The sequence below is a fragment of the Massilia glaciei genome (genome assembly GCF_003011895.2).
GTDB lineage: Bacteria > Pseudomonadota > Gammaproteobacteria > Burkholderiales > Burkholderiaceae_D > Telluria_A > Telluria_A glaciei.
This window is the reverse complement of record NZ_PXWF02000083.1, coordinates 1-18,723: the sequence shown is the minus strand read 5'-3', so window position 1 is coordinate 18,723 and position 18,723 is coordinate 1. Positions and strand designations below refer to the sequence as shown.

Below are 18,723 nucleotides of genomic sequence, written 5' to 3'. Positions count from 1 at the left end.
TTTATCCTTGATTGATTGGGAAATGCGGTGAATCTGCTGAAACGACCCTTATTGTAGATCGGATGGCGTTTCGTTGCTAATTTGCTTCGCGGCGGCAATTTTCTCGGGCAGCGCGCGCAGGCTTGCCACCCCGACCTCGGCGCTGCCCCCGGCCAGGCGCAGCGTCAGCGGCTCGCCGGCGGCGATCTGCGAGGGCGCGCGCAGCACCCTGCCGGCGGCGTCGCTGACGATCGCGTAGCCGCGTTCGAGCGTGCGCTGCGGGTTGAGCATCTCGAGCTGGGCGGCCAGCGCCGCGAGCGCCTCGCGCCGCTGCCCGAGCTGGCCGGCAAAGCTGGCGCCGCAGCGCCGCTGCTGCGAGGCCAGCTCGGCGCGCAGCGCGCGCAGGTCGGGCCGGTGGCGGCCCCAGCGCGCGCGCAGCTGGGCCAGCGCGAACGCCTGCCGGTTCACGGGCGCGCGCACCGCGTGCGTGAGCGCGGTCGACAGCCCCAACAGCCTGAGGCGCTGCTGGCCGATCCGGGCGGCCGGGCTGAGCAGCCGGCGCGCGCAATTGTCGAGGCCGAGGTTGGCGTCGGCCAGCGTGCGCCGCATCGCGCGCCGCAGGTCGAGGGCGTCGGCCGCGAGCGAACCGAGCCAGTCGGCGCGCGGCGTGACGGCCAGCTCGGCCGCCGCGGTCGGGGTCGCCGCGCGCAGGTCGGCGCTGAAGTCGGCGATCGTGAAATCGGTCTCGTGGCCCACGCCGACGATCACCGGCATGCTGCAGTTGGCGATCGCCACGGCCACGATTTCCTCGTTGAAGCTCCACAAGTCCTCGATCGAGCCGCCGCCGCGGCACACCAGCAGCACGTCGGTCTCGGCGCGGCGCGAGGCGCAATCGATGGCCCGGGCGATTTTTTCGGCGGCCATCTGGCCCTGCACCGGGGTCGGGTACAGCACCACGCGCACATGCGGGGCGCGCCGCTGGAGCGCCGTGAGCACGTCGCGCAGCGCGGCCGCCTGCGGGCTCGTGACGATGCCGACGCTGCGCACGAACAGGGGCAGGGGGCGCTTGCGCCCGGGGTCGAACAGGCCCTGCGCGGCCAGCCTTTCCTTGAGCCGCAGAAAGGCTTCGTACAGCGCGCCGACGCCCGCGCGGCGGATCGCCTCGATATTGATCTGGTAGTCGCCGCGCGCGCCGTACAGGGTCACCAGCGCGCGCACCTCGACCTTGTCGCCCTCGCGCGGTACGAAGCCGGCGTACTGGGCGCGGCCGCGGAACATGACCGCGCGCACCTGGGCGGCGTCGTCCTTGAGCGTGAAATACCAGTGGCCGGAGCTGGCCTTGGTGAAGTTGGAGATTTCGCCGCCGATCCAGGTCAGCGGGAAACTGCGCTCGAGCAGGCGCGCCACCTGCTGGTTGAGGGCGGTCACGGTCAGCACGGGCGGGGCCGCGTAGACGGGGTCGAGGTCGAAATTGCTCTGCATGCGGGCGGGTCCTGGAAAAAGCTGTCCACAAAAATTTGGGGCGGTCATGCTTATGTCATATTTCAGAAGCGCCGGCAAGGGTTTTCTGCAAGTGCTTGATTCGATGGGTTTAATCCGGTCCGTGAGTTTGTGTGGGAATGGTCGTAACCCCTTGCGGATCAAGCACTTTGGTGTGGCCGGCGAGAGTTGCTCACAAAGTTATCCACAGCGGCGGCGGCGCGGCGGGCGCCACCCATGCCTCGTTCCACCGCGCGAATCCTCGATTTGTCTCGCCGTTTTTGGCGATTTTCGCGATGCACCCTATCAAAAATAGTCCATCGAAGTTCCGCGACGAGACAAAACGAGGAGCATGGCATAGAAACGAGGCTTCGGCCTCCGGGCGCTTACCCACACTGCCGCTTTAATGCGCAGTCGCTATTTTCTGTTTTAAATCAATGGTTTAACGAGAGCGCCTTGCGCTTGCTCACAATGTTGTCCACAGAACGTGTGCAGAACTGCCGCGCTCGGCGACCCGCCGGAGACCCTGTCGGCGCTGCCTCTATTTAACGCAGGAACAAATTTCCCTTTAAAATCAACGCACTTACAGCGTGTTGAGTCGCTTGCGCACAATCTTGTCCACAGAAGATGTGCAGAACACCCGCATTGGGGATAAACGGGGCTGGAACGGGCGAAACGCGTCGTTTCGGCGCGCCGATTTAGAGGATTATCGACTTAAAACGACGGATTCGGAGCAACTGCGCATGCTTTAAGCAGCGCAGAATTTCCTTTATAAATCAAAGAGTTTGCCCGCTGTCAAAGTTCTTGCGCACAAACTTATCCACAGAAGATGTGCAAAAGAATCTGTAGGAAAGGATGGCTTGCTTCCGCTCCAACATGCCGCGTTTTTGGGCGGAGGGTGTTTTTTATTTTAAATCAATCACTTACATTATTGCCCGCCACCTTGCTCACAATCTTATCCACAGTTTGTGTTCAAAACTTTTCCAATCGAAAATACCGCGATGTGGATAAGTGCTCCGGCACGCCGACGGTCCCGCCTGCCATATTTTTACGCATGAAAAAATTTCCCTTTGAAATCAAGGCCCTCGGCGGGTGCCGCCATGCTTGCCAACAGTCTTATCCACAGATTGTGTTGGCAAGTCGGACGGCTGGGGTGCGGGGCGGCGGCGTCGTCGTCCCGGCTTGCCGTCTGAGAGGCTGAGAGTCTTTCGATCATGCCCGCTCATCACGCCAGAAAGCGCCAGTTCGTCGTTGCAAATGCTCGCCATAGCCCGCTATGGCTGTGCTTTGCGCCTCGATCTGCCGCTTTCTGGCGGGCTGCTCGGACACGCCCGAAAAACTCTCAGCCTCTGACTCGACCTCGAGGAACTTGTGCCGGCGCTCACAGAAGGGTGCGCCGCGTGTTCGGCGATCCCCCGGACGGGGCGCTTTTCCACCTTTTTTACGCCTGCCTTGTTTTTGCGCAAGTCGAAATTAGCCTTTGAAATCAACGGCTTTGCGCGCGCCCAAGGCGCTTGCGCACAATCTTATCCACAGAAGGTGTGCAGAACTTTACTTGCCGAGTGGCTGGCAACACGTTACATTGCCGGATTCGGTTCATTCCAGTTTCCAACTTATTCAGGAGTTCGTCTTGCTCGCAATTATTCAAGCCGCAGGCTGGCCCATCTGGCCTTTGCTCATCGCCTCCATCGTCGCCCTGGCGCTAATCATTGAACGCTTGATTTACCTGCGCCGCCCAAAGATCCTTCCGAAGCAACTGCTGGCCGATGTGGTCCGGGTCTACCAGGGCGGCAAGATCTCGCAGGACATCATCGACAAGCTGGCGCAGAATTCGCCGCTGGGGACGGTGCTCGCCGCCGCGCTGCGCAACGTCGACGCCCCGCGCGACGTGATGAAGGAGTCGATCGAGGAGGCCGGCCGCGGCGTGGCCCACACGCTCGACCGCTTCCTGACCACGCTCGGCTCGATCGCCTCGCTGGCGCCTCTGATGGGCCTGTTCGGCACCGTGGTCGGCATGATCGAGATTTTCGGCGCCCAGAACGCGACCGGCACCAACCCGGCCGCGCTCGCGCACGGCATCTCGGTGGCGCTCTACAACACCAGTTTCGGCCTCGCCATCGCCATGCCGTCGCTGCTGTTCTACCGCCACTTCCGCGCCCTGGTCGACAGTTTCGTGATCGACATGGAACTGCAGGCGGTCAAGTTCGTCGACATCGTGCACGGTAGCCGCAAATGATGGATTTTCGACGCGGCAAGAGCCGTGAGGATCCGGAGATCAACCTGATCGCCTTCATCGACGTCCTGCTCGTGATCCTGATCTTCCTGATGGTGACGACCACCTACAGCAAGTTCACCGAGCTGCAGATCACGCTGCCGACGGCCGACGCCGAAAAGGCGCTCGACAAGCCGTTCGAGATCCAGGTCACGGTCGACGCCAAGGGCAATTACACGGTCAACAACGTGCCGGTGTCGTTCTCGACGGTGGCCGGCCTGGCCGACGACCTCAAGGCGGCCGCGCGCACCGGCCCCGACGGCGAGCCGCTGGCCAACCCCGAGAAGAGCCCGGTCGTGATCGTCAACGCCGACCAGTTCGCGATGCACCAGATGGTCATCAACGTGCTCGAGGCGGCGCGCGTGGCCGGCTACGACAAGCTGACCTTCGCGGCGCAAACGAGCGGCAAGAAGTAAGCGCACAAATTAGAAAGTGACAACAGGCTCTAGACACATCATCCTCACGGAGCGCACTCCTGTGCGGAATAAGAACTTTGACATCGCGATGGGCTGAATTGGCAGTTAAGTTGCTTCAGAAATCGTGTCGTAGACAACTTGATATCAAAATCCACGTCATCCCGCGAAAGCGGGGACCTAGGCTGAGCTTGCCTATACGCGGCGTTCAAACATTCAGGCTTGGGAACTGTGCGTCGAAACATTTGGAAGGCGCATAACTGCTTGCTCAGCATGGGTCCCCGCTTTCGCGGGGATGACGTTGATTTTTGCTATTTAAGTTCTCGCGATACGATTCTAAAGCGACTGAACGGCCTATTCGGCGCGTTGCAATATCAAGGGGATTATCCCGGACAGCAGTGCGCCTTCGCGAGGACGGTGTCGTTTGGGTTGTCGAGTTGATACAGGGATGCCATGACACCCATGAAAGCCACCTCACCCAGCCTCGGCGACAAGCTCGCGCCCGTGCTCACGCGCGCCTGGCAACGGCGCGGCGCGCTCGCCTGCGCGCTGTGGCCCGTCTCGCTGCTGTTCCGCGCGGCATCGGGCGGCCGGGCGGCCCTGTTCCGCCACGGCCTGCTCAAGTCCGAGCGACTGCCCGTGCCGGTGGTCGTGGTCGGCAACATCTTCATCGGCGGCACCGGCAAGACCCCGCTCACGATCTGGCTCGCCGAGACCCTGCGCGCGGCCGGATTCACGCCCGGCGTGATCTCGCGCGGGCATGGCGGCGACGGCACCTCCCCGATCGCATTGGATGCCGATTCGACCGCGCGACAGGTCGGCGACGAGCCGCTGCTGATCGCGCGCCGCACCGGCTGCCCGGTGGTGGTCGGACGCTCACGGGCGGCGGCGGGCAGGGCGCTGCTGGCGCTGCACCCCGGGGTCGACATCATCATCTCCGACGACGGCCTGCAGCATCACGCCCTGCGGCGCGATCTCGAAATCATCCTGTTCGACGCGCGCGGCACCGGCAACGGCTGGCTGCTGCCGGCCGGACCGCTGCGCGAGCCGCCCTCGCGCCGGCGCGACTTCACGATCGTCAACGCGCCCGCGCTCACGCCCGAACTGGTGGCGCAGGCCGGCGCCGCGCCGTTCCGGATGCAACTCGCGGGCGGCTTCGCCGAGCAGCTGGCCCGCCCCGGCGCGCGCGTGCCATTGCTTGAACTGGCCGGCAAGCGGCTGGTCGCGGCCGCCGGCATCGGCAATCCCGCGCGCTTTTTTACCATGCTGCGCGCGGCCGGACTCGCGTTCGCCGAGCTGCCCTTGCCCGACCACCACGATTTCCTCGACCAGCCGTTTGCGCACGTCGACGCCGACGTCATCCTGATCACCGAGAAGGATGCAGTAAAATGTGGGCAAATTGAAAATCTCAAACACGACCCGAGACTGTGGGTCGTGCCCGTGACGGCGCGGCTCGATGCCGCGCTGGCCGAACAAATTGTGGAGAAATGTCGTGGATGCTCGCCTGCTTGATATTCTGGTCTGCCCCTTGTGCAAGGGACCGCTCGAAACCGATAAAAAGGCCCAGGAACTGATCTGCCGGGCCGACCGCCTGGCCTTCCCGATCCGCGACGGCGTGCCCATCATGTGGGCCGACGAGGCGCGCAAGATCGAACCCCAATAAGCGGCGGAGCGAAACTGATATGACCGACCCCGCCAGCCCGTTCACCGTCATCATCCCGGCGCGCATGGCCTCGACGCGCCTGCCCGACAAGCCGCTCGCCGACCTCGGCGGCAAGCCGATGGTGGTGCGGGTGGCCGAGCGCGCCGCGCTCTCGGGCGCCGAGCGCATCATCGTCGCCACCGACCACGAGGAGATCGCCGCCGCCTGCGCCGCGCACGGGGTCGAGGTCTACATGACGCGCTCGGACCATCCCTCCGGCACCGACCGCATCGCCGAGGTCGCGCGCGGGCTGCGCCTGGCCGACGACGCCGTGGTCGTCAACCTGCAGGGCGACGAGCCGCTGATCGACCCGGCGCTGCTGGCCGCCTGCGCGCGCCTGGTCGGGCCGGGCGTGCCGATGGCCACCTGCGCCCACCCGCTGACCGGGGCGCTCGAGGCCTTCAATCCGAACGTGGTCAAGGTGGTGCTCGACAAGGCCTCGCGCGCCCTGTATTTCTCGCGCGCCACGATCCCCTGGCACCGCGACGCCTTCGCCGAGGCGACGGATACGTTGCCGACGGGCTATGTGCCGCTGCGCCACATCGGACTGTACGCATACAGCAACGATTTCCTGCAGCTGTATCCGGGCCTCGAGGCCGCGCCGCTCGAGGCCATCGAGGCGCTCGAGCAATTGCGCGTGCTCTGGCACGGCTACCCGATCGCGGTCCACGTGTGCGCCGAGGCGCCGCCGGGCGGGGTCGACACGCCCGCCGACCTCGAGCGCGTGCGCCTGCACTACCAACGGTGAACAAGTGATGCGTTGGCGCACTTTGCGCCTTGTTTCCAAAAAGGAAACCGCACGCCCATGCGAAATATCAAGCTAAAAATGGCATTTCACGCCCAGATTGGCCGCTATGCCAGACTTTTGTGGTAAGTTTCGTACCAAGGTAACAGATACGCATCAGTCAAAAAATAGCGGCGAAACCTACAAAATATTTAACAAGTCTTAGGAATTTTCATGCGTCTCATCCTGTTAGGAGCACCCGGGGCCGGCAAGGGCACCCAGGCCAATTTCATCAAAGAAAAATATAACATCCCCCAGATTTCGACCGGCGACATGCTGCGTGCCGCGATCAAGGCCGGCAGCGAGCTCGGCATGGCCGCCAAAAAAGTCATGGATGCGGGTGGCCTGGTGTCGGACGACATCATGATCGGCCTCGTCAAAAACCGCCTCACCGAGCCCGACTGCTCCGGCGGCTACCTTTTCGACGGCTTTCCGCGCACCATCGCGCAGGCCGACGCGATGAAAGACGCCGGCATCAACGTCGACTACGTGCTCGAGATCGACGTGCCCGACGAGTCGATCGTCGAGCGCATGAGCGGCCGCCGCTCGCACCCCGGCTCGGGCCGCGTGTACCACATCAGATTCAATCCGCCAAAAGCGGACAACCTCGACGACCTGACGGGCGAACCGCTGATCCAGCGCGACGACGACAAGGCCGAGACCGTGATGAAACGCCTCGCGGTGTACCACGCCCAGACCGAGGTTTTGCTCGGCTACTACAACAAATGGGCCCAATCGGGCCTGCCGGGCGCGCCGAAATACCGCCGCATCTCCGGTGTCGGACCTGTCGACCAAATCCGCGATGCGGCGTTCGCGGCATTGTCGGATTAAGCGGTAACAACGGAGCGGACCTGGTGTCCGCTTTTTTGCGCCCGGACGCCGCCCGCCGCCGTCCCCATACCAGTTTTCAGTTTCACTTGAATTAATGTTTTGCAGTACGCAGTCTGGCTGGCCGTTTCTCCACTCCCTGCGATCCCGGGTGGAGCGGCCCATCTTGTTGTGTTGTTGTGTTACGTGATTTTAGAACTCAAAAACAAAGGGGACGATATGGTGCAGCAGTTTCTCGGATTCGCAGTCGCATGTGGTGTCATCGCGGTCATCTACGGCCTCTGGTCGCGGGCCTGGATCCTCAAACAGGACCCCGGCAACGCCCGCATGCAGGAGATCGCCCAGGCGATCCAGGAGGGCGCCGCGGCCTACCTCGCGCGCCAGTACCGCACCATCGCCATCGTCGGCGTGGTGCTGCTCGTGGCGATCTTCTTCCTGCTCGACTGGCAGACCGCGCTCGGCTTCCTGATCGGCGCGGTGCTCTCGGGCGCCTGCGGCTTCATCGGCATGAACGTCTCGGTGCGCGCCAACGTGCGCACCGCGCAGGCGGCCACGCGCGGCATGAACGACGCGCTCGACGTCGCCTTCAAGGGCGGCGCCATCACCGGCATGCTCGTCGTCGGCCTCGGCCTGATCGGCGTGACCCTGTTCTACTGGATGCTGACCTATTTGGCGCAGGGCAGCAGCATGACCGCGCACGACGTCATCAAGCCTTTGATCGGGCTCGCCTTCGGCGCCTCGCTCATCTCCATCTTCGCGCGCCTCGGCGGCGGCATCTTCACCAAGGGCGCCGACGTCGGCGCCGACCTCGTCGGCAAGGTCGAGGCGGGCATCCCCGAGGACGACCCGCGCAACCCGGCCGTGATCGCCGACAACGTCGGCGACAACGTCGGCGACTGCGCCGGCATGGCCGCCGACCTGTTCGAGACCTACGTCGTGACCCTGATCGCGACCATGCTGCTCGGCGCGCTCATGTTCAAGCTCATGACGACCGAGGCGGTCATCTATCCGCTGCTGCTGGGCGCGGTGTCGATCATCGGCTCGATCGTCGGCTGCTCGCTGGTCAAGGCCAAGCCGGGCAAAAAAATCATGTCGGCCCTGTACACCGGCCTGTGGTGGGCCGCCGGCCTGTCGCTGGTCGGCTTCGCGGCCGTGACCTGGCTGGTCTGGCCCGACCAGGCGATGCGCATGAGCATGATGGGCTGCGCGCTGGTCGGCATCATCCTGACCGGCCTGATGGTCTACATCACCGAGTACTACACCGGCACCGATTTCAAGCCGGTGCGCCACATCGCCGAAGCCTCGACCACCGGCCACGGCACCAACATCATCGCCGGCCTGGGCGTGTCGATGAAGTCGACCGCGTATCCGGTGCTGGCGGTGTGCGCGGCGATCCTCGCCTCGTACCAGATGGGCCAGTTGTACGGCATCGCGATCGCCGCCACGTCCATGTTGTCGATGGCCGGCATCATCGTCGCGCTCGACGCCTACGGCCCGATCACCGACAACGCTGGCGGCATCGCCGAGATGTCGGGCATGCCCGAATCGGTGCGCGCCATCACCGACCCGCTCGACGCGGTCGGCAACACCACCAAGGCCGTCACCAAGGGTTACGCGATCGGTTCGGCCGGCCTGGCCGCGCTGGTGCTGTTCGCCGACTACACCCACGCGCTCGAATCGGTCGGCAAGGCCGTCTCGTTCGACCTGTCGAACCCGATGGTGATCGTCGGCCTGTTCATCGGCGGGCTGATCCCCTACCTGTTCGGCGCGATGGCGATGGAGGCGGTCGGCCGCGCCGCCGGCGCCGTGGTGGTCGAGGTGCGCCGCCAGTTCCGCGACATCAAGGGCATCATGGACGGCACCGGCAAGCCCGAGTACGACAAAGCGGTCGACATGCTGACCGCCTCGGCGATCCGCGAAATGATCGTGCCGTCGCTGCTGCCGGTGGTGGTGCCGATCGTGGTCGGCATGCTGCTCGGGCCGGCCGCGCTGGGCGGCCTCCTGATGGGCACCATCGTCACCGGCCTGTTCGTGGCCATCTCGATGACGACCGGCGGCGGCGCCTGGGACAACGCCAAGAAATACATCGAGGACGGCAACTTCGGAGGCAAGGGTTCGGACGCGCACAAGGCGGCCGTGACCGGCGACACCGTGGGCGACCCGTACAAGGACACGGCCGGCCCGGCCGTCAATCCCCTGATCAAGATCATCAACATCGTCGCGCTGCTGCTGGTGCCGCTGCTGCCGGTGACGGGCTGGATCGCGGTCAGCGCGCCGGCCCCGGCGCACGAGGCGACCACCATCATCATGGACCAGGCCGCGGCGCCCGCGCCGGTGGCGGCGCCCATGGCGCAGTAAATTAACGCGCTGAATAAAAAAACCGGCCTTCGCGGCCGGTTTTTTTGGAGGGCTCCGCGAGCGCGCCACAGCGGCAACCAGGGAGTAAAGATGGGAAAGAAATACGAAGCGCTGAGCGACGACATGGCCGCGTTCATCGCGCGCCAGAAGATGTTCTTCGTCGGCACGGCAACTGCCGACAGCCGTGTCAACGTGTCGCCCAAAGGCATGGATTCGCTGCGCGTACTGGGCAGCAACCGGGTGCTCTGGTTGAACGTCACCGGAAGCGGCAATGAGACCGCCGCGCACGTGCAGATCGCGCCGCGCATGACGATCATGTTTTGCGCGTTCGAGGGCGTGCCAACCATCCTGCGCCTGTACGGCAGCGCCAGGGTGATCCACAAGAACGACCCGGACTGGGATACGCTGTCGGCGCTGTTGCCGCCACTGCCAGGCGGGCGCCAGATGTTCGACATGCAGATCGACCTGGTCCAGGTTTCCTGCGGCATGGCGGTACCGGTGTATACCTACGAGGCGGACCGCGAGCTGCTCAACGACTGGGCGCAAAAGCGCGGCGCCGAAGGCCTGAATGAATACTGGCGAGAGAAAAACCAACTCAGCCTGGATGGGATTCCGACCTACCTGGTCAGCGGCAACATCGCGCCCGCGACCGGCGGCGCCGGCATTGACGCCAAGCGCGCCGAAGCATAGCCGGGCGCAAACAGCCAGAGGGAAAAGCCAGAGGCGAATAGCCCCCTGTTCTTTGGAAACGTTGGAGTCGTGAAAGCGCGGCGCGTAACCCGTACGTTTCCGCGTAACAGGGGTCTGTCCCCGGTTTCCCGGGGTCTGTCCCCGGTTCCCCCCCCAGCCGTCATTCCTGCCATTGGCAGAAATGACTCCCCGCGAAAGCGGGGACGAGTACCCGTCATCCCCGCGAAAGCGGGGACCCATAGCGAGTCTGCACAGACGTTCAGCGCGAACTTCCAGGCCCGCGGCCGTGATTTTTTTGTATTTTGTATTCAGCTACCCGCGGCACGAACACGTTTTTCCACCGCCCCTCAAAACACGCAAAGCCTGTTCGCCGCCGCCCGCAGCTCTGCCCTGAAGTGCGGATGCGCGATCGCGATCAGCGCGCTGGCGCGTTCGCGCGCCGATTTGCCGCGCAATTGCGCGACCCCGAATTCGGTGACCACATAGTTCACATCGTTCTTGCCGGTGCTGACATGGGTGCCGGCCGTGATCGTGGGCACGATGCGCGAGAGCGTGTCCGATTTGCAGGTCGACGGCAACACGATGAACGACTTCCCGCCGCGCGAGCGGTTGGCCGCGCGCACGAAGTCGCCCTGGCCGCCGGTGCCCGAATAGGGCAGGTGGCCGAGGCTCTCCGAGCCGCACTGGCCCAGCAGGTCGATCTGCAGGGTGGCGTTGATCGACATCAGGTTGTCGTTCTGCCCGGCCAAATAGGGGTCGTTGGTGATGCCCGCCGGGTGCATCTCGAGCATCGGGTGGCGGTGCATGAACCGGTACAGCTTGTTCGAGCCGAGCGCGAAGGTGGCCACCATCTTGCCCGGCAACACGTTCTTGCGGCCGTTGGTGACGGCGCCGCACTCGACCAGCGAGCGGATGCCGTCGCCGAGCATTTCGGTGTGGACGCCGAGGTCGCGCTTGCCGCTCAACTGCGTCACGACGGCGTCGGGAATGCCCCCGTAGCCGATCTGCAAGGTCGCGCCGTCGCCGATCATCTCGGCCACATACTGGCCGATCGCCTCCTGCACCGGGCCGATCGCCGGCATCCCCACCTCGAACAGCGGCGCCTCGCTCTCGACGACGGCATGCACGCGCGAGACGTGGACATGGCAGCGGCCGTGCGTGAACGGCACGTTCGGATTGACCTCGAGCACGACCGCGCGCGCCCTGGCCAGCGCCGCCATGGTGTAGTCGGTGCCCAGGCTCAGCGCGAAGTTGCCGTGCTCGTCCATCGGCGAGGCCAGCGCGAACACCACGTCGGCCGCCATCTGGCCGCTCTCGATCAGCAGCGGTATCTCGGAAAAATGGTTGGGGATGAATTCGGACCAGCCCTGCTGGCCGCCGGCGCGCGAGGCGGGCCCGAAGAACAGCGCCGCGTGGCGCACATGGGCCGCCGTCTCCGGGTCGAAATAGTCGTACTTGCGCAGCGCCAGGATCTGCGCGACCCGGATGTCGCGGAACCGGTGGCGCTGCGCCGACAGGGCCGTCAGCAGCGCGGGCGGCTCGCCGGCCCCGGTGGGAACGATGATCGTGTCGCCGTCGCGCAAGAGATCGAGCGCCGCGGCGGCGTCCATGCGTTTTTCCTGGTACTCGAGTTGGACCGTCTGCATTGTGGTTTCCTTTGTCGTGGCTTCCATGGTAAGCGCGCGGGCTGACCCGGTCCTTACGGCGCCCCAGATGCGTGTTACAAACTGTTTCCCACTCGCCTGGCGTGCGCACCCGCGGCTGCCCGATAATGGCAACGACCCTCCCGGCCCTGAAAGGCACGCCATGAAACTGCGCCCGCGCGTTCTCGCAGCACTGCTGCTGCTGACAGGCCTTGCGGCCGGCGCCGCCGAGCCCGACGTCTACGCGCCGCTGCTCTCGCCCGAGTACGCGGTCCCGGTGGCAAAGCCGGCGCCCAAGGCCGCGCCCGAGCCCGCGCCGCCCGCCGCCGGGCCGGCCAGGCGCGCCCAGCCGCCCAAAAAAGCGCCGCCGCAGCGCCGCGCGGTGCGCCAGGACATCATCACGATGCCGCCCGCCGCGCCCATCGCCCGCGCGCCGTCCCTTTCGCCCGCGGCGCCGTCCGCGGTCCCACCCGTCTCCGCCGCGCCGTCCGGCCCCGTCCAGATCAACAGTTGCGACATGGGCGGCTGCACCGACACCAACGGCAAGCGCTACAACGGCGGCGGCGGCAACGCCGTGCTCGACCCCCAGGGCCGCCTGTGCACGACCACCGGCAACACGGTGCAATGCTTTTAGTCGGCCGTTGATCAGCCGTTGATCAACCGTTGGTCGGCCGTGGATCGGCCTTCGAGTCGGTCCTTTAATCGGCATTTAATGCGCCCGCGATGCCCCGGCGGCGGTTTTTCCTGCCAAAAGTTCGATACAATCGCGGTTACTTGACGTTTACGTCAACGTCAACCGCCAACCAAGAACTTCAAGAGGACCATCCATGCAGATCCAAGACAATGTTTTCATCATCACCGGCGGGGCCTCTGGCCTGGGCGCGGCCACCGCGCGCATGCTCACGGAGGCGGGCGGCAAGGTCGTGCTGGCCGACGTGCAGGTCGAGGCGGGCACCGTGCTCGCGGCCGAACTGAACGGCACCTTCGTCAAGTGCGACGTGACCTCGGAGGCCGACGGCATGGCCGTGGTCGCCGCCGCCGTGGCGTTGGGCACCCTGCGCGGCCTGATCAATTGCGCCGGCGTCGCGCCGGCCGTCAAGACGGTCGGCAAGGACGGCCCGCACCCGCTCGAGGTGTTCCAGCGCACCGTCAACATCAACCTGGTGGGCACCTTCAACATGGCGCGCCTGGCGGCCGACGCGATGGGCAAGACCGAAGCGGGCGAGTCGGGCGAGCGCGGCGTGATCATCAACACCGCCTCGGTCGCGGCCTACGACGGCCAGATCGGGCAGGCCGCCTACGGCGCCTCGAAGGCGGCCGTGGTCGGCCTGACGCTGCCGATGGCGCGCGACCTGGCGCGCAGCGGCATTCGCGTGATGACGATCGCCCCCGGCATCTTCGAGACCCCGATGTTGATGGGCATGCCCGAAGAGGTGCGAGACGCGCTCGGCAAGATGGTGCCGTTCCCGCCGCGCCTCGGCCGTCCGGCCGAGTACGCGCACCTGGCCAAGGCCATCATCGAAAACACCATGCTCAACGGCGAAACCATCCGCCTCGACGGCGCCATCCGCATGCAGCCGAAGTAGGGAGCCGAAGTAGGGAGCCGAAGTAAGCCTCCGAAGTAAGTCGCCGGCGAAGCGGGCAGAGACCTCCGGGGGCAAATTGTTGTAGGATGCTCCCATCAGGGCGCGCGGCCTCGGTCGCGCGCCTTTTCATTTTGGAGAACCGATGACCAAGCCGCACCCACTGTTGTCCCTGCTCGCCTGCGCCGCCTTGTCGGCCGCCGGTCTCAACCCGGTCCCCGCGCGCGCCCAGGACGCCGCGCAGGAGGCGCCCGAAAGCACGGTCGCCGTCCACAGCAAACCCGGTTGGGCCGCCAAGAACTACATGATCGCGGCGGCCAATCCGCACGCCGTGGAGGCCGGCTACGAGATGCTCAGGCAGGGCGGCAGCGCGATCGACGCCGCCGTCGCCGCCCAGATGGTGCTCACGCTGGTCGAGCCGCAATCGTCGGGCATCGGCGGCGGCGCCTTTTTGATGCACTACGACGGCAAGCGGGTGCAGGCCTTCGACGGCCGCGAGACGGCGCCGTCGGCGGCCACCGAACGGCTGTTCCAAAAGCCCGAGGGCGGCCCGGTCCCGCGCGCTCTCGGCGTCGTCGGCGGCCGTTCGGTCGGCGCGCCCGGCGTGCTGCGCATGCTCGAACTGGCGCACAAACAACACGGCAAGCTGCCCTGGAAGACCCTGTTCGGACCGGCCATCGCGCTCTCGGACAAGGGCTTCGCGGTCAGCGAGCGGCTGCACGGCATGCTCGGGCGCGACGCGCACCTTAAAAAAGACCCGGTCGCGGCGCGCTACTTCTACGACCAAAACCTTCAGCCGCTGCCGGTCGGCACCTTGCTGCGCAACCCCGAACTCGGGCGCACCATGCGCGCCATCGCCGCCGGCGGCGCCGACGCCCTGCACCTTGGCCCGATCGCGCAGGCGATCGCGGACAAGGTGGCGGGCCACCCGACCAATCCGGGCCTGCTGACGGCGGCCGACATCGCCGGCTACCGGCCCAAGCTGCGCCCGCCAGTGTGCAGCGACTACCGGCGCTGGACCGTGTGCGGCATGCCGCCGCCGTCCTCGGGCGGGATCGCCGTCGCGCAGATGCTCGGCATCCTCGAGACGCGCGACATGGCCAAACTGGCCCCGGTCGACGGCGTGCCCACGGCCGAGGCGGTGCACCTGTTCTCGGAGGCGGCGCGGCTGGCCTACGCCGACCGCAACCGCTACGCGGCCGACACCGATTTCGTGCCGCTGCCCGGGCGCGGCGTGCCGGCCCTGATCGACAAGATCTACCTGCGCGCGCGCGCCGCCCTGATCGGCGAGCGCAGCATGGACGTGGCGCCGCCCGGCAAGCCGCCCGGCTTCGATGTCGCCTGGGGCCGCGACAACGCGATCGAGACCGCCTCGACCTCGCACCTGGTGGTGGTCGACGCCAACGGCGCCGGCCTGTCGATGACGACCACGATCGAGGACGCGTTCGGCGCGCGCCAGATGGTGCGCGGCTTCATGCTCAACAACCAGTTGACGGACTTCTCGTTCGACGCCCTTGACGCCGAGGGTCCGATTGCCAACCGGGTCCAGCCCGGCAAGCGCCCGCGCAGCGCGATGAGCCCGACCATCGTGTTCGAGCGCGCCAGCGGCAAGCTGGTGCTGGCGGTCGGATCGCCCGGCGGGCCGGCCATCATCAACTACGTGGCCAAGGTGCTGGTCGGAACCATGGACTGGGGCATGAACGTGCAGCAGGCGATCGCGCTGCCGAACTTCGGCAGCCGCAACGGCCCGACCGAGCTCGAGGCGGGGCGCTTCGGCCCGGCCGTGACGGAGGCGCTGCGCGCGCGCGGCCACACGCTGCGCTTTTGGGATATGAACTCGGGCCTGCACGGGATCCAGCGCGGCCAGGTGCACGGCATCCCGATCTGGTTCGGCGGCGCCGACCCGCGCCGCGAGGGCGAGGCCAAGGGCGACTAGCCGGCGATGGCAGGCAACATGCCTTCCATTCACGACAGAATTTCTAGACAGTGTTTTTCAACGATGGTCAACATCTTCGCCGCGAGGCCACTTGGTTTCTTCGCGCCCGACTCCCACTTTTGGACGGTCGAGGCGCTTACGTTGAGCGCCCTGGCAAAATAGTTCTGGCTTGCCTGGGCTGCGCTTCGAATGCGCACGACATCTTCGGCCGTCATCTGCGGGACCGAGCAAAGCCCCTCATAGTCGCGCATCGTCTTCTTATCGATCAAGCCGGCATCGGCCATGTCTTGCGCCGCCTCGAGTATCGCCGCCATGGCGCGGCTCTTAGGTTTCCTTGTGGCTGCCGAACTCTTTATCTTCGCATTCATGACAAATCTCCATTGCCGTTTTTGCCGCGACTAACTTAACCATCCCGGCCAAGCCCGCGACGCCATAGTTGGTCGACAGGTTCTTGAACCCGGCCAACTCGTCGGCATCCAAGTTATCCTTGTCGCTTTTGGCGAACATGTAGGCGAAAACCCAAAAATCCTTCGGCTTGGTCAGCACTATGGAGCGATTTCGATTTTGCTTGAGCCTTTTCTTCCAAACGTTACCGCCTAGGAGCCTGTCGGACTTAGGGAGTCGAAGCGAAAAAAGTGCTGGACGAGGCCAGATTTTGACGATTTCGCAGTGCCAATAGCGAGCTATTGGCCGAGAAAGCGGCGAAATATGGACCGTCCAGCATTTTTTGCAGCCGACGATCCTAAGTCCGACAGGCTCCTAGATTTCCCCCCTTGCCCTCCTCAAGCCATCCGCGATGGCTTGGCAAAGCTCGTCGTCTTTAATCCCTTCCTTCTTGGTATCTTTTGAAAACCGCTTTAACTTGAAAACGCGTGGCTTATCGGCGCTATCGGGCAACGCGTTCCTCGCAATCGAGCTGTTCATAGTATGGCACCTAGTGTGATGGACGAAGATTGTCGCCGCCGCTCACAGCGCCTGACAACTGTGTCTATATTCAGTATGAGCCAGATCCGGGATGGCGCATCTGCGCAGGCCCGCGTGTACATGCATTTTTGTATAACACATACCCGGGTTATTCAGAAATGCATATACGCGCCGGGGCAACAGAAAATGCATTAGCTGCAACTTTCTCCCGCAAAATGCCCGGACCCTGCTAATCTTGCCGTATGGGATTACATCAGGCATTACCTAAAAAAACCGGCTTGATATTGAGCGGAGGGGGAGCCCGCGCCGCCTACCAGGTCGGGGTGCTGCAGGCGATCTCCCAGATTCTGTGGGAGGCCGGCTGGCCGCCTTCGCGCAACCCGTTCGACATCATCTGCGGCACCTCTGCCGGCGCCATCAACGCCACCGCGCTGGCCTGCCGCGCCGACAACTTCGGCGAGGGCGTGCAAAAGCTGCTCGACGTCTGGGAGAACATGACGGTCGCCCAGGTCTACCGCGCCGACTCGCTCGGCGTGCTGCGCTCGGGCGCGCGCTGGCTCTCGCTGCTCTCGTTCGGCTGGCTGCTGCGCAAATGGCGCGCCGCGCCGCCCACCTCGCTGCTCGACAACACCCCGCTGGTGGGCCTGCTGCACCGCATGCTCGACCTGCCGCGGCTCGACGCCGCGCTCGCCGACGGCCTGCTGCACGCGCTCGCGGTCACCGCCTCGTCCTACAGCGCAGGCAACCACCTGACCTTCTACCAGACCGCCGCCGAGATCGAGCCGTGGGTGCGCATGCAGCGCATCGCGCTGCAGGACCAGATCGGGGTCGAGCACCTGCTCGCGTCCTCGGCGATCCCGTTCATCTTCCCGGCCGTGCCGCTGTACACGGGCGGCCACCGCGAGTACTGCGGCGACGGCTCGATGCGCCAGCTGGCGCCGATCTCGCCGGCGATCCACCTCGGCGCGTCCAAGGTGCTGGTGGTCGGCGCCGGCCGCCTCTCCGAGCCGGCGCACGAGGCGGCCGGCGCGGCGCGCTACCCGAGCCTGGCCCAGATCGCCGGCCACGCGCTGTCCTCGATCTTCCTCGACAGCCTCGCGGTCGACATCGAACGGCTCAACCGGATCAACCTGACGCTGTCGGTGCTGCCGCCGGAGTACCTCGGAAAAACCCCGCTCAAGCCGGTCGAGCTGCTCGTGATCGCGCCGTCCGAGCGGCTCGACGACATCGCCAGCCGCCACATCGCCAGCCTGCCGGGCACCATCCGCACCCTGCTCTCGAGCCTGGGCGCGACCGAGGCGCGCGGCTCGGCGCTGGCCTCCTACCTGCTGTTCGAGGCCAGCTACACGTGCGAACTGATCGGGCTGGGGCAGCGCGACACGCGCGCCCGCAGGGACGACGTGCTGGCGTTCTTCGGATCGTGACGGCCCCCATGATTGGAGCATCAATGAGTTGGCCGCGTCCCGATCCGCGCCGTCCGGGCGCGCGGCCGTCGCCGCGCCGGCTGGCGCTGCTGCTGCTGCTGGCCTGCGCGCTGCTGGCGTGCGCGGCCAGCCTGGCCGCGCCGGCGCGCACCTTGCGCTTCGAGCAGTTCAGCGTGGAGCAGGGGCTGGCGCAGGAGTCGGTGCTGGCGGTGGCGCAGGACAGCGACGGCTTCATGTGGTTCGGCAGCCAAGCCGGCCTGTCGCGCTACGACGGCTACCGGGTCCACAACTACCGCAACGCCGTCAACGACCGCCGCAGCCTGGCCGACAACTGGGTGCGGGTGCTGCACGTGGACCACGCGGGCCGGCTGTGGGTCGGCACCGACGGCGGCCTCGACCGCTTCGATCCGGCCACCCAGAGCTTCAGCCACCACCTGCCGCCCGAGCCGGCCAGGCGCGGCAACGGCAACCGCCACGTGCGCGCCATCGTCGGCGACGGCGGGCGCGGGCTGTGGCTGGCCACCGGCGACGGCCTGCAGCACCTCGACACCGACAGCGGCAAGTTCACCATCTACCACCACGACAAGGACGACCCGGCCAGCCTGGCCGCCGACGACGTGCACGCGCTCGCGCGCGACGCCGGCGGGCGCCTGTGGGTCGGCACCGCGGCCGGCCTCGACTCGCTCGCGCCCGGCGCGGCCGGCTTCG

At 65.8% G+C, this 18,723-nt stretch carries 17 protein-coding genes; 13 read left to right on the top strand and 4 right to left on the bottom strand.

What is annotated here, in order from left to right:
• Positions 1 to 48 precede the first annotated feature (48 nt).
• The gene (gene xseA / locus C7C56_RS06295) at positions 49 to 1,461 is read right to left on the bottom strand and encodes an exodeoxyribonuclease VII large subunit (protein WP_106756612.1); all 1,413 of its coding nucleotides are present in this window, start codon (positions 1,459 to 1,461) and stop codon (positions 49 to 51) included.
• 1,627 nt (positions 1,462 to 3,088) lie between these two features.
• On the opposite strand from xseA, the gene C7C56_RS06290 reads away from it, so the two are divergent.
• From C7C56_RS06290 to C7C56_RS06255, 8 genes are all read left to right on the top strand, one after another.
• Positions 3,089 to 3,694 carry a MotA/TolQ/ExbB proton channel family protein gene (locus tag C7C56_RS06290; protein WP_106756611.1) on the top strand — a complete coding sequence of 202 codons (606 nt, stop codon included), beginning with the start codon at positions 3,089 to 3,091 and terminating at the stop codon, positions 3,692 to 3,694.
• Positions 3,694 to 4,146, top strand: a complete 453-nt coding sequence (locus C7C56_RS06285; RefSeq protein WP_106756610.1) for an ExbD/TolR family protein — start codon at positions 3,694 to 3,696, stop codon at positions 4,144 to 4,146. Before C7C56_RS06290 ends, C7C56_RS06285 begins: the two co-directional genes overlap by 1 nt.
• 459 nt (positions 4,147 to 4,605) lie before the next feature.
• Positions 4,606 to 5,655: a tetraacyldisaccharide 4'-kinase gene (lpxK, locus tag C7C56_RS06280; RefSeq protein ID WP_106756609.1), complete on the top strand. Its 1,050-nt coding sequence runs from the start codon at positions 4,606 to 4,608 to the stop codon at positions 5,653 to 5,655.
• Entirely contained in the window at positions 5,636 to 5,806 is a 171-nt protein-coding gene (locus tag C7C56_RS06275; protein WP_106756608.1) for a Trm112 family protein, read from the top strand. The genes lpxK and C7C56_RS06275 overlap by 20 nt, the downstream gene beginning before the upstream one ends.
• 19 nt (positions 5,807 to 5,825) lie before the next feature.
• On the top strand, positions 5,826 to 6,593 hold the full coding sequence (gene kdsB, locus C7C56_RS06270) for a 3-deoxy-manno-octulosonate cytidylyltransferase (protein WP_106756607.1): 768 nt from the start codon (positions 5,826 to 5,828) through the stop codon (positions 6,591 to 6,593).
• A 210-nt stretch (positions 6,594 to 6,803) separates the two neighbouring features.
• Positions 6,804 to 7,460: an adenylate kinase gene (gene adk, locus C7C56_RS06265; RefSeq protein ID WP_106756606.1), complete on the top strand. Its 657-nt coding sequence runs from the start codon at positions 6,804 to 6,806 to the stop codon at positions 7,458 to 7,460.
• A 216-nt stretch (positions 7,461 to 7,676) separates the two neighbouring features.
• Complete coding sequence (locus C7C56_RS06260; RefSeq protein ID WP_106756605.1) at positions 7,677 to 9,815, top strand: sodium-translocating pyrophosphatase; 2,139 nt, start codon at positions 7,677 to 7,679, stop codon at positions 9,813 to 9,815.
• 90 nt (positions 9,816 to 9,905) lie between these two features.
• The gene (locus tag C7C56_RS06255) at positions 9,906 to 10,505 is read left to right on the top strand and encodes a pyridoxamine 5'-phosphate oxidase family protein (protein ID WP_106756604.1); all 600 of its coding nucleotides are present in this window, start codon (positions 9,906 to 9,908) and stop codon (positions 10,503 to 10,505) included.
• Positions 10,506 to 10,852: 347 nt separating this feature from the next.
• Here C7C56_RS06255 and C7C56_RS06250 read toward each other — a convergent pair whose 3' ends face one another.
• Entirely contained in the window at positions 10,853 to 12,151 is a 1,299-nt protein-coding gene (locus C7C56_RS06250; protein WP_106756603.1) for an acetyl-CoA hydrolase/transferase family protein, read from the bottom strand.
• A 160-nt stretch (positions 12,152 to 12,311) separates the two neighbouring features.
• Here C7C56_RS06250 and C7C56_RS06245 point away from each other — a divergent pair, with 160 nt between their 5' ends.
• The 3 genes from C7C56_RS06245 to C7C56_RS06235 all read left to right on the top strand — a co-directional run bounded on the left by C7C56_RS06245 (position 12,312) and on the right by C7C56_RS06235 (position 15,667).
• Positions 12,312 to 12,782 carry a hypothetical protein gene (locus tag C7C56_RS06245; RefSeq protein WP_106756602.1) on the top strand — a complete coding sequence of 157 codons (471 nt, stop codon included), beginning with the start codon at positions 12,312 to 12,314 and terminating at the stop codon, positions 12,780 to 12,782.
• Between the two features lie 193 nt (positions 12,783 to 12,975).
• On the top strand, positions 12,976 to 13,734 hold the full coding sequence (locus tag C7C56_RS06240) for a 3-hydroxyacyl-CoA dehydrogenase (protein WP_106756601.1): 759 nt from the start codon (positions 12,976 to 12,978) through the stop codon (positions 13,732 to 13,734).
• A gap of 142 nt (positions 13,735 to 13,876) precedes the next feature.
• On the top strand, positions 13,877 to 15,667 hold the full coding sequence (locus tag C7C56_RS06235) for a gamma-glutamyltransferase family protein (protein ID WP_106756600.1): 1,791 nt from the start codon (positions 13,877 to 13,879) through the stop codon (positions 15,665 to 15,667).
• Positions 15,668 to 15,696: 29 nt separating this feature from the next.
• Here the strand turns inward: C7C56_RS06235 and C7C56_RS06230 are convergent, their stop codons facing one another.
• Together C7C56_RS06230 and C7C56_RS29645 are read right to left on the bottom strand one after the other, a co-directional pair.
• A complete protein-coding gene (locus tag C7C56_RS06230; protein ID WP_106756599.1) occupies positions 15,697 to 16,035 on the bottom strand; it encodes a helix-turn-helix domain-containing protein in 339 nt (112 codons plus the stop codon).
• Entirely contained in the window at positions 15,992 to 16,321 is a 330-nt protein-coding gene (locus C7C56_RS29645; protein WP_267874671.1) for a type II toxin-antitoxin system RelE/ParE family toxin, read from the bottom strand. The genes C7C56_RS06230 and C7C56_RS29645 overlap by 44 nt, the downstream gene beginning before the upstream one ends.
• A gap of 512 nt (positions 16,322 to 16,833) precedes the next feature.
• Here C7C56_RS29645 and C7C56_RS06220 point away from each other — a divergent pair.
• Both C7C56_RS06220 and C7C56_RS06215 read left to right on the top strand, forming a co-directional pair.
• On the top strand, positions 16,834 to 18,015 hold the full coding sequence (locus C7C56_RS06220) for a patatin-like phospholipase family protein (protein WP_106756597.1): 1,182 nt from the start codon (positions 16,834 to 16,836) through the stop codon (positions 18,013 to 18,015).
• A gap of 23 nt (positions 18,016 to 18,038) precedes the next feature.
• Positions 18,039 to 18,723 (top strand): ligand-binding sensor domain-containing protein (locus C7C56_RS06215; RefSeq protein WP_307719028.1); only part of this gene is annotated, 685 nt, incomplete at its 3' end.

Coding starts and splice junctions, on each gene's coding strand:
- xseA (WP_106756612.1), bottom strand. CDS start 1,461: ATGCAGAGCAATTTCGACCTCGACCCCGTCTACGCGGCCCCGCCCGTG.
- C7C56_RS06285 (WP_106756610.1), top strand. CDS start 3,694: ATGGATTTTCGACGCGGCAAGAGCCGTGAGGATCCGGAGATCAACCTG.
- lpxK (WP_106756609.1), top strand. CDS start 4,606: ATGAAAGCCACCTCACCCAGCCTCGGCGACAAGCTCGCGCCCGTGCTC.
- kdsB (WP_106756607.1), top strand. CDS start 5,826: ATGACCGACCCCGCCAGCCCGTTCACCGTCATCATCCCGGCGCGCATG.
- adk (WP_106756606.1), top strand. CDS start 6,804: ATGCGTCTCATCCTGTTAGGAGCACCCGGGGCCGGCAAGGGCACCCAG.
- C7C56_RS06260 (WP_106756605.1), top strand. CDS start 7,677: ATGGTGCAGCAGTTTCTCGGATTCGCAGTCGCATGTGGTGTCATCGCG.
- C7C56_RS06255 (WP_106756604.1), top strand. CDS start 9,906: ATGGGAAAGAAATACGAAGCGCTGAGCGACGACATGGCCGCGTTCATC.
- C7C56_RS06250 (WP_106756603.1), bottom strand. CDS start 12,151: ATGCAGACGGTCCAACTCGAGTACCAGGAAAAACGCATGGACGCCGCC.
- C7C56_RS06245 (WP_106756602.1), top strand. CDS start 12,312: ATGAAACTGCGCCCGCGCGTTCTCGCAGCACTGCTGCTGCTGACAGGC.
- C7C56_RS06240 (WP_106756601.1), top strand. CDS start 12,976: ATGCAGATCCAAGACAATGTTTTCATCATCACCGGCGGGGCCTCTGGC.
- C7C56_RS06235 (WP_106756600.1), top strand. CDS start 13,877: ATGACCAAGCCGCACCCACTGTTGTCCCTGCTCGCCTGCGCCGCCTTG.
- C7C56_RS06230 (WP_106756599.1), bottom strand. CDS start 16,035: ATGAATGCGAAGATAAAGAGTTCGGCAGCCACAAGGAAACCTAAGAGC.
- C7C56_RS06220 (WP_106756597.1), top strand. CDS start 16,834: ATGGGATTACATCAGGCATTACCTAAAAAAACCGGCTTGATATTGAGC.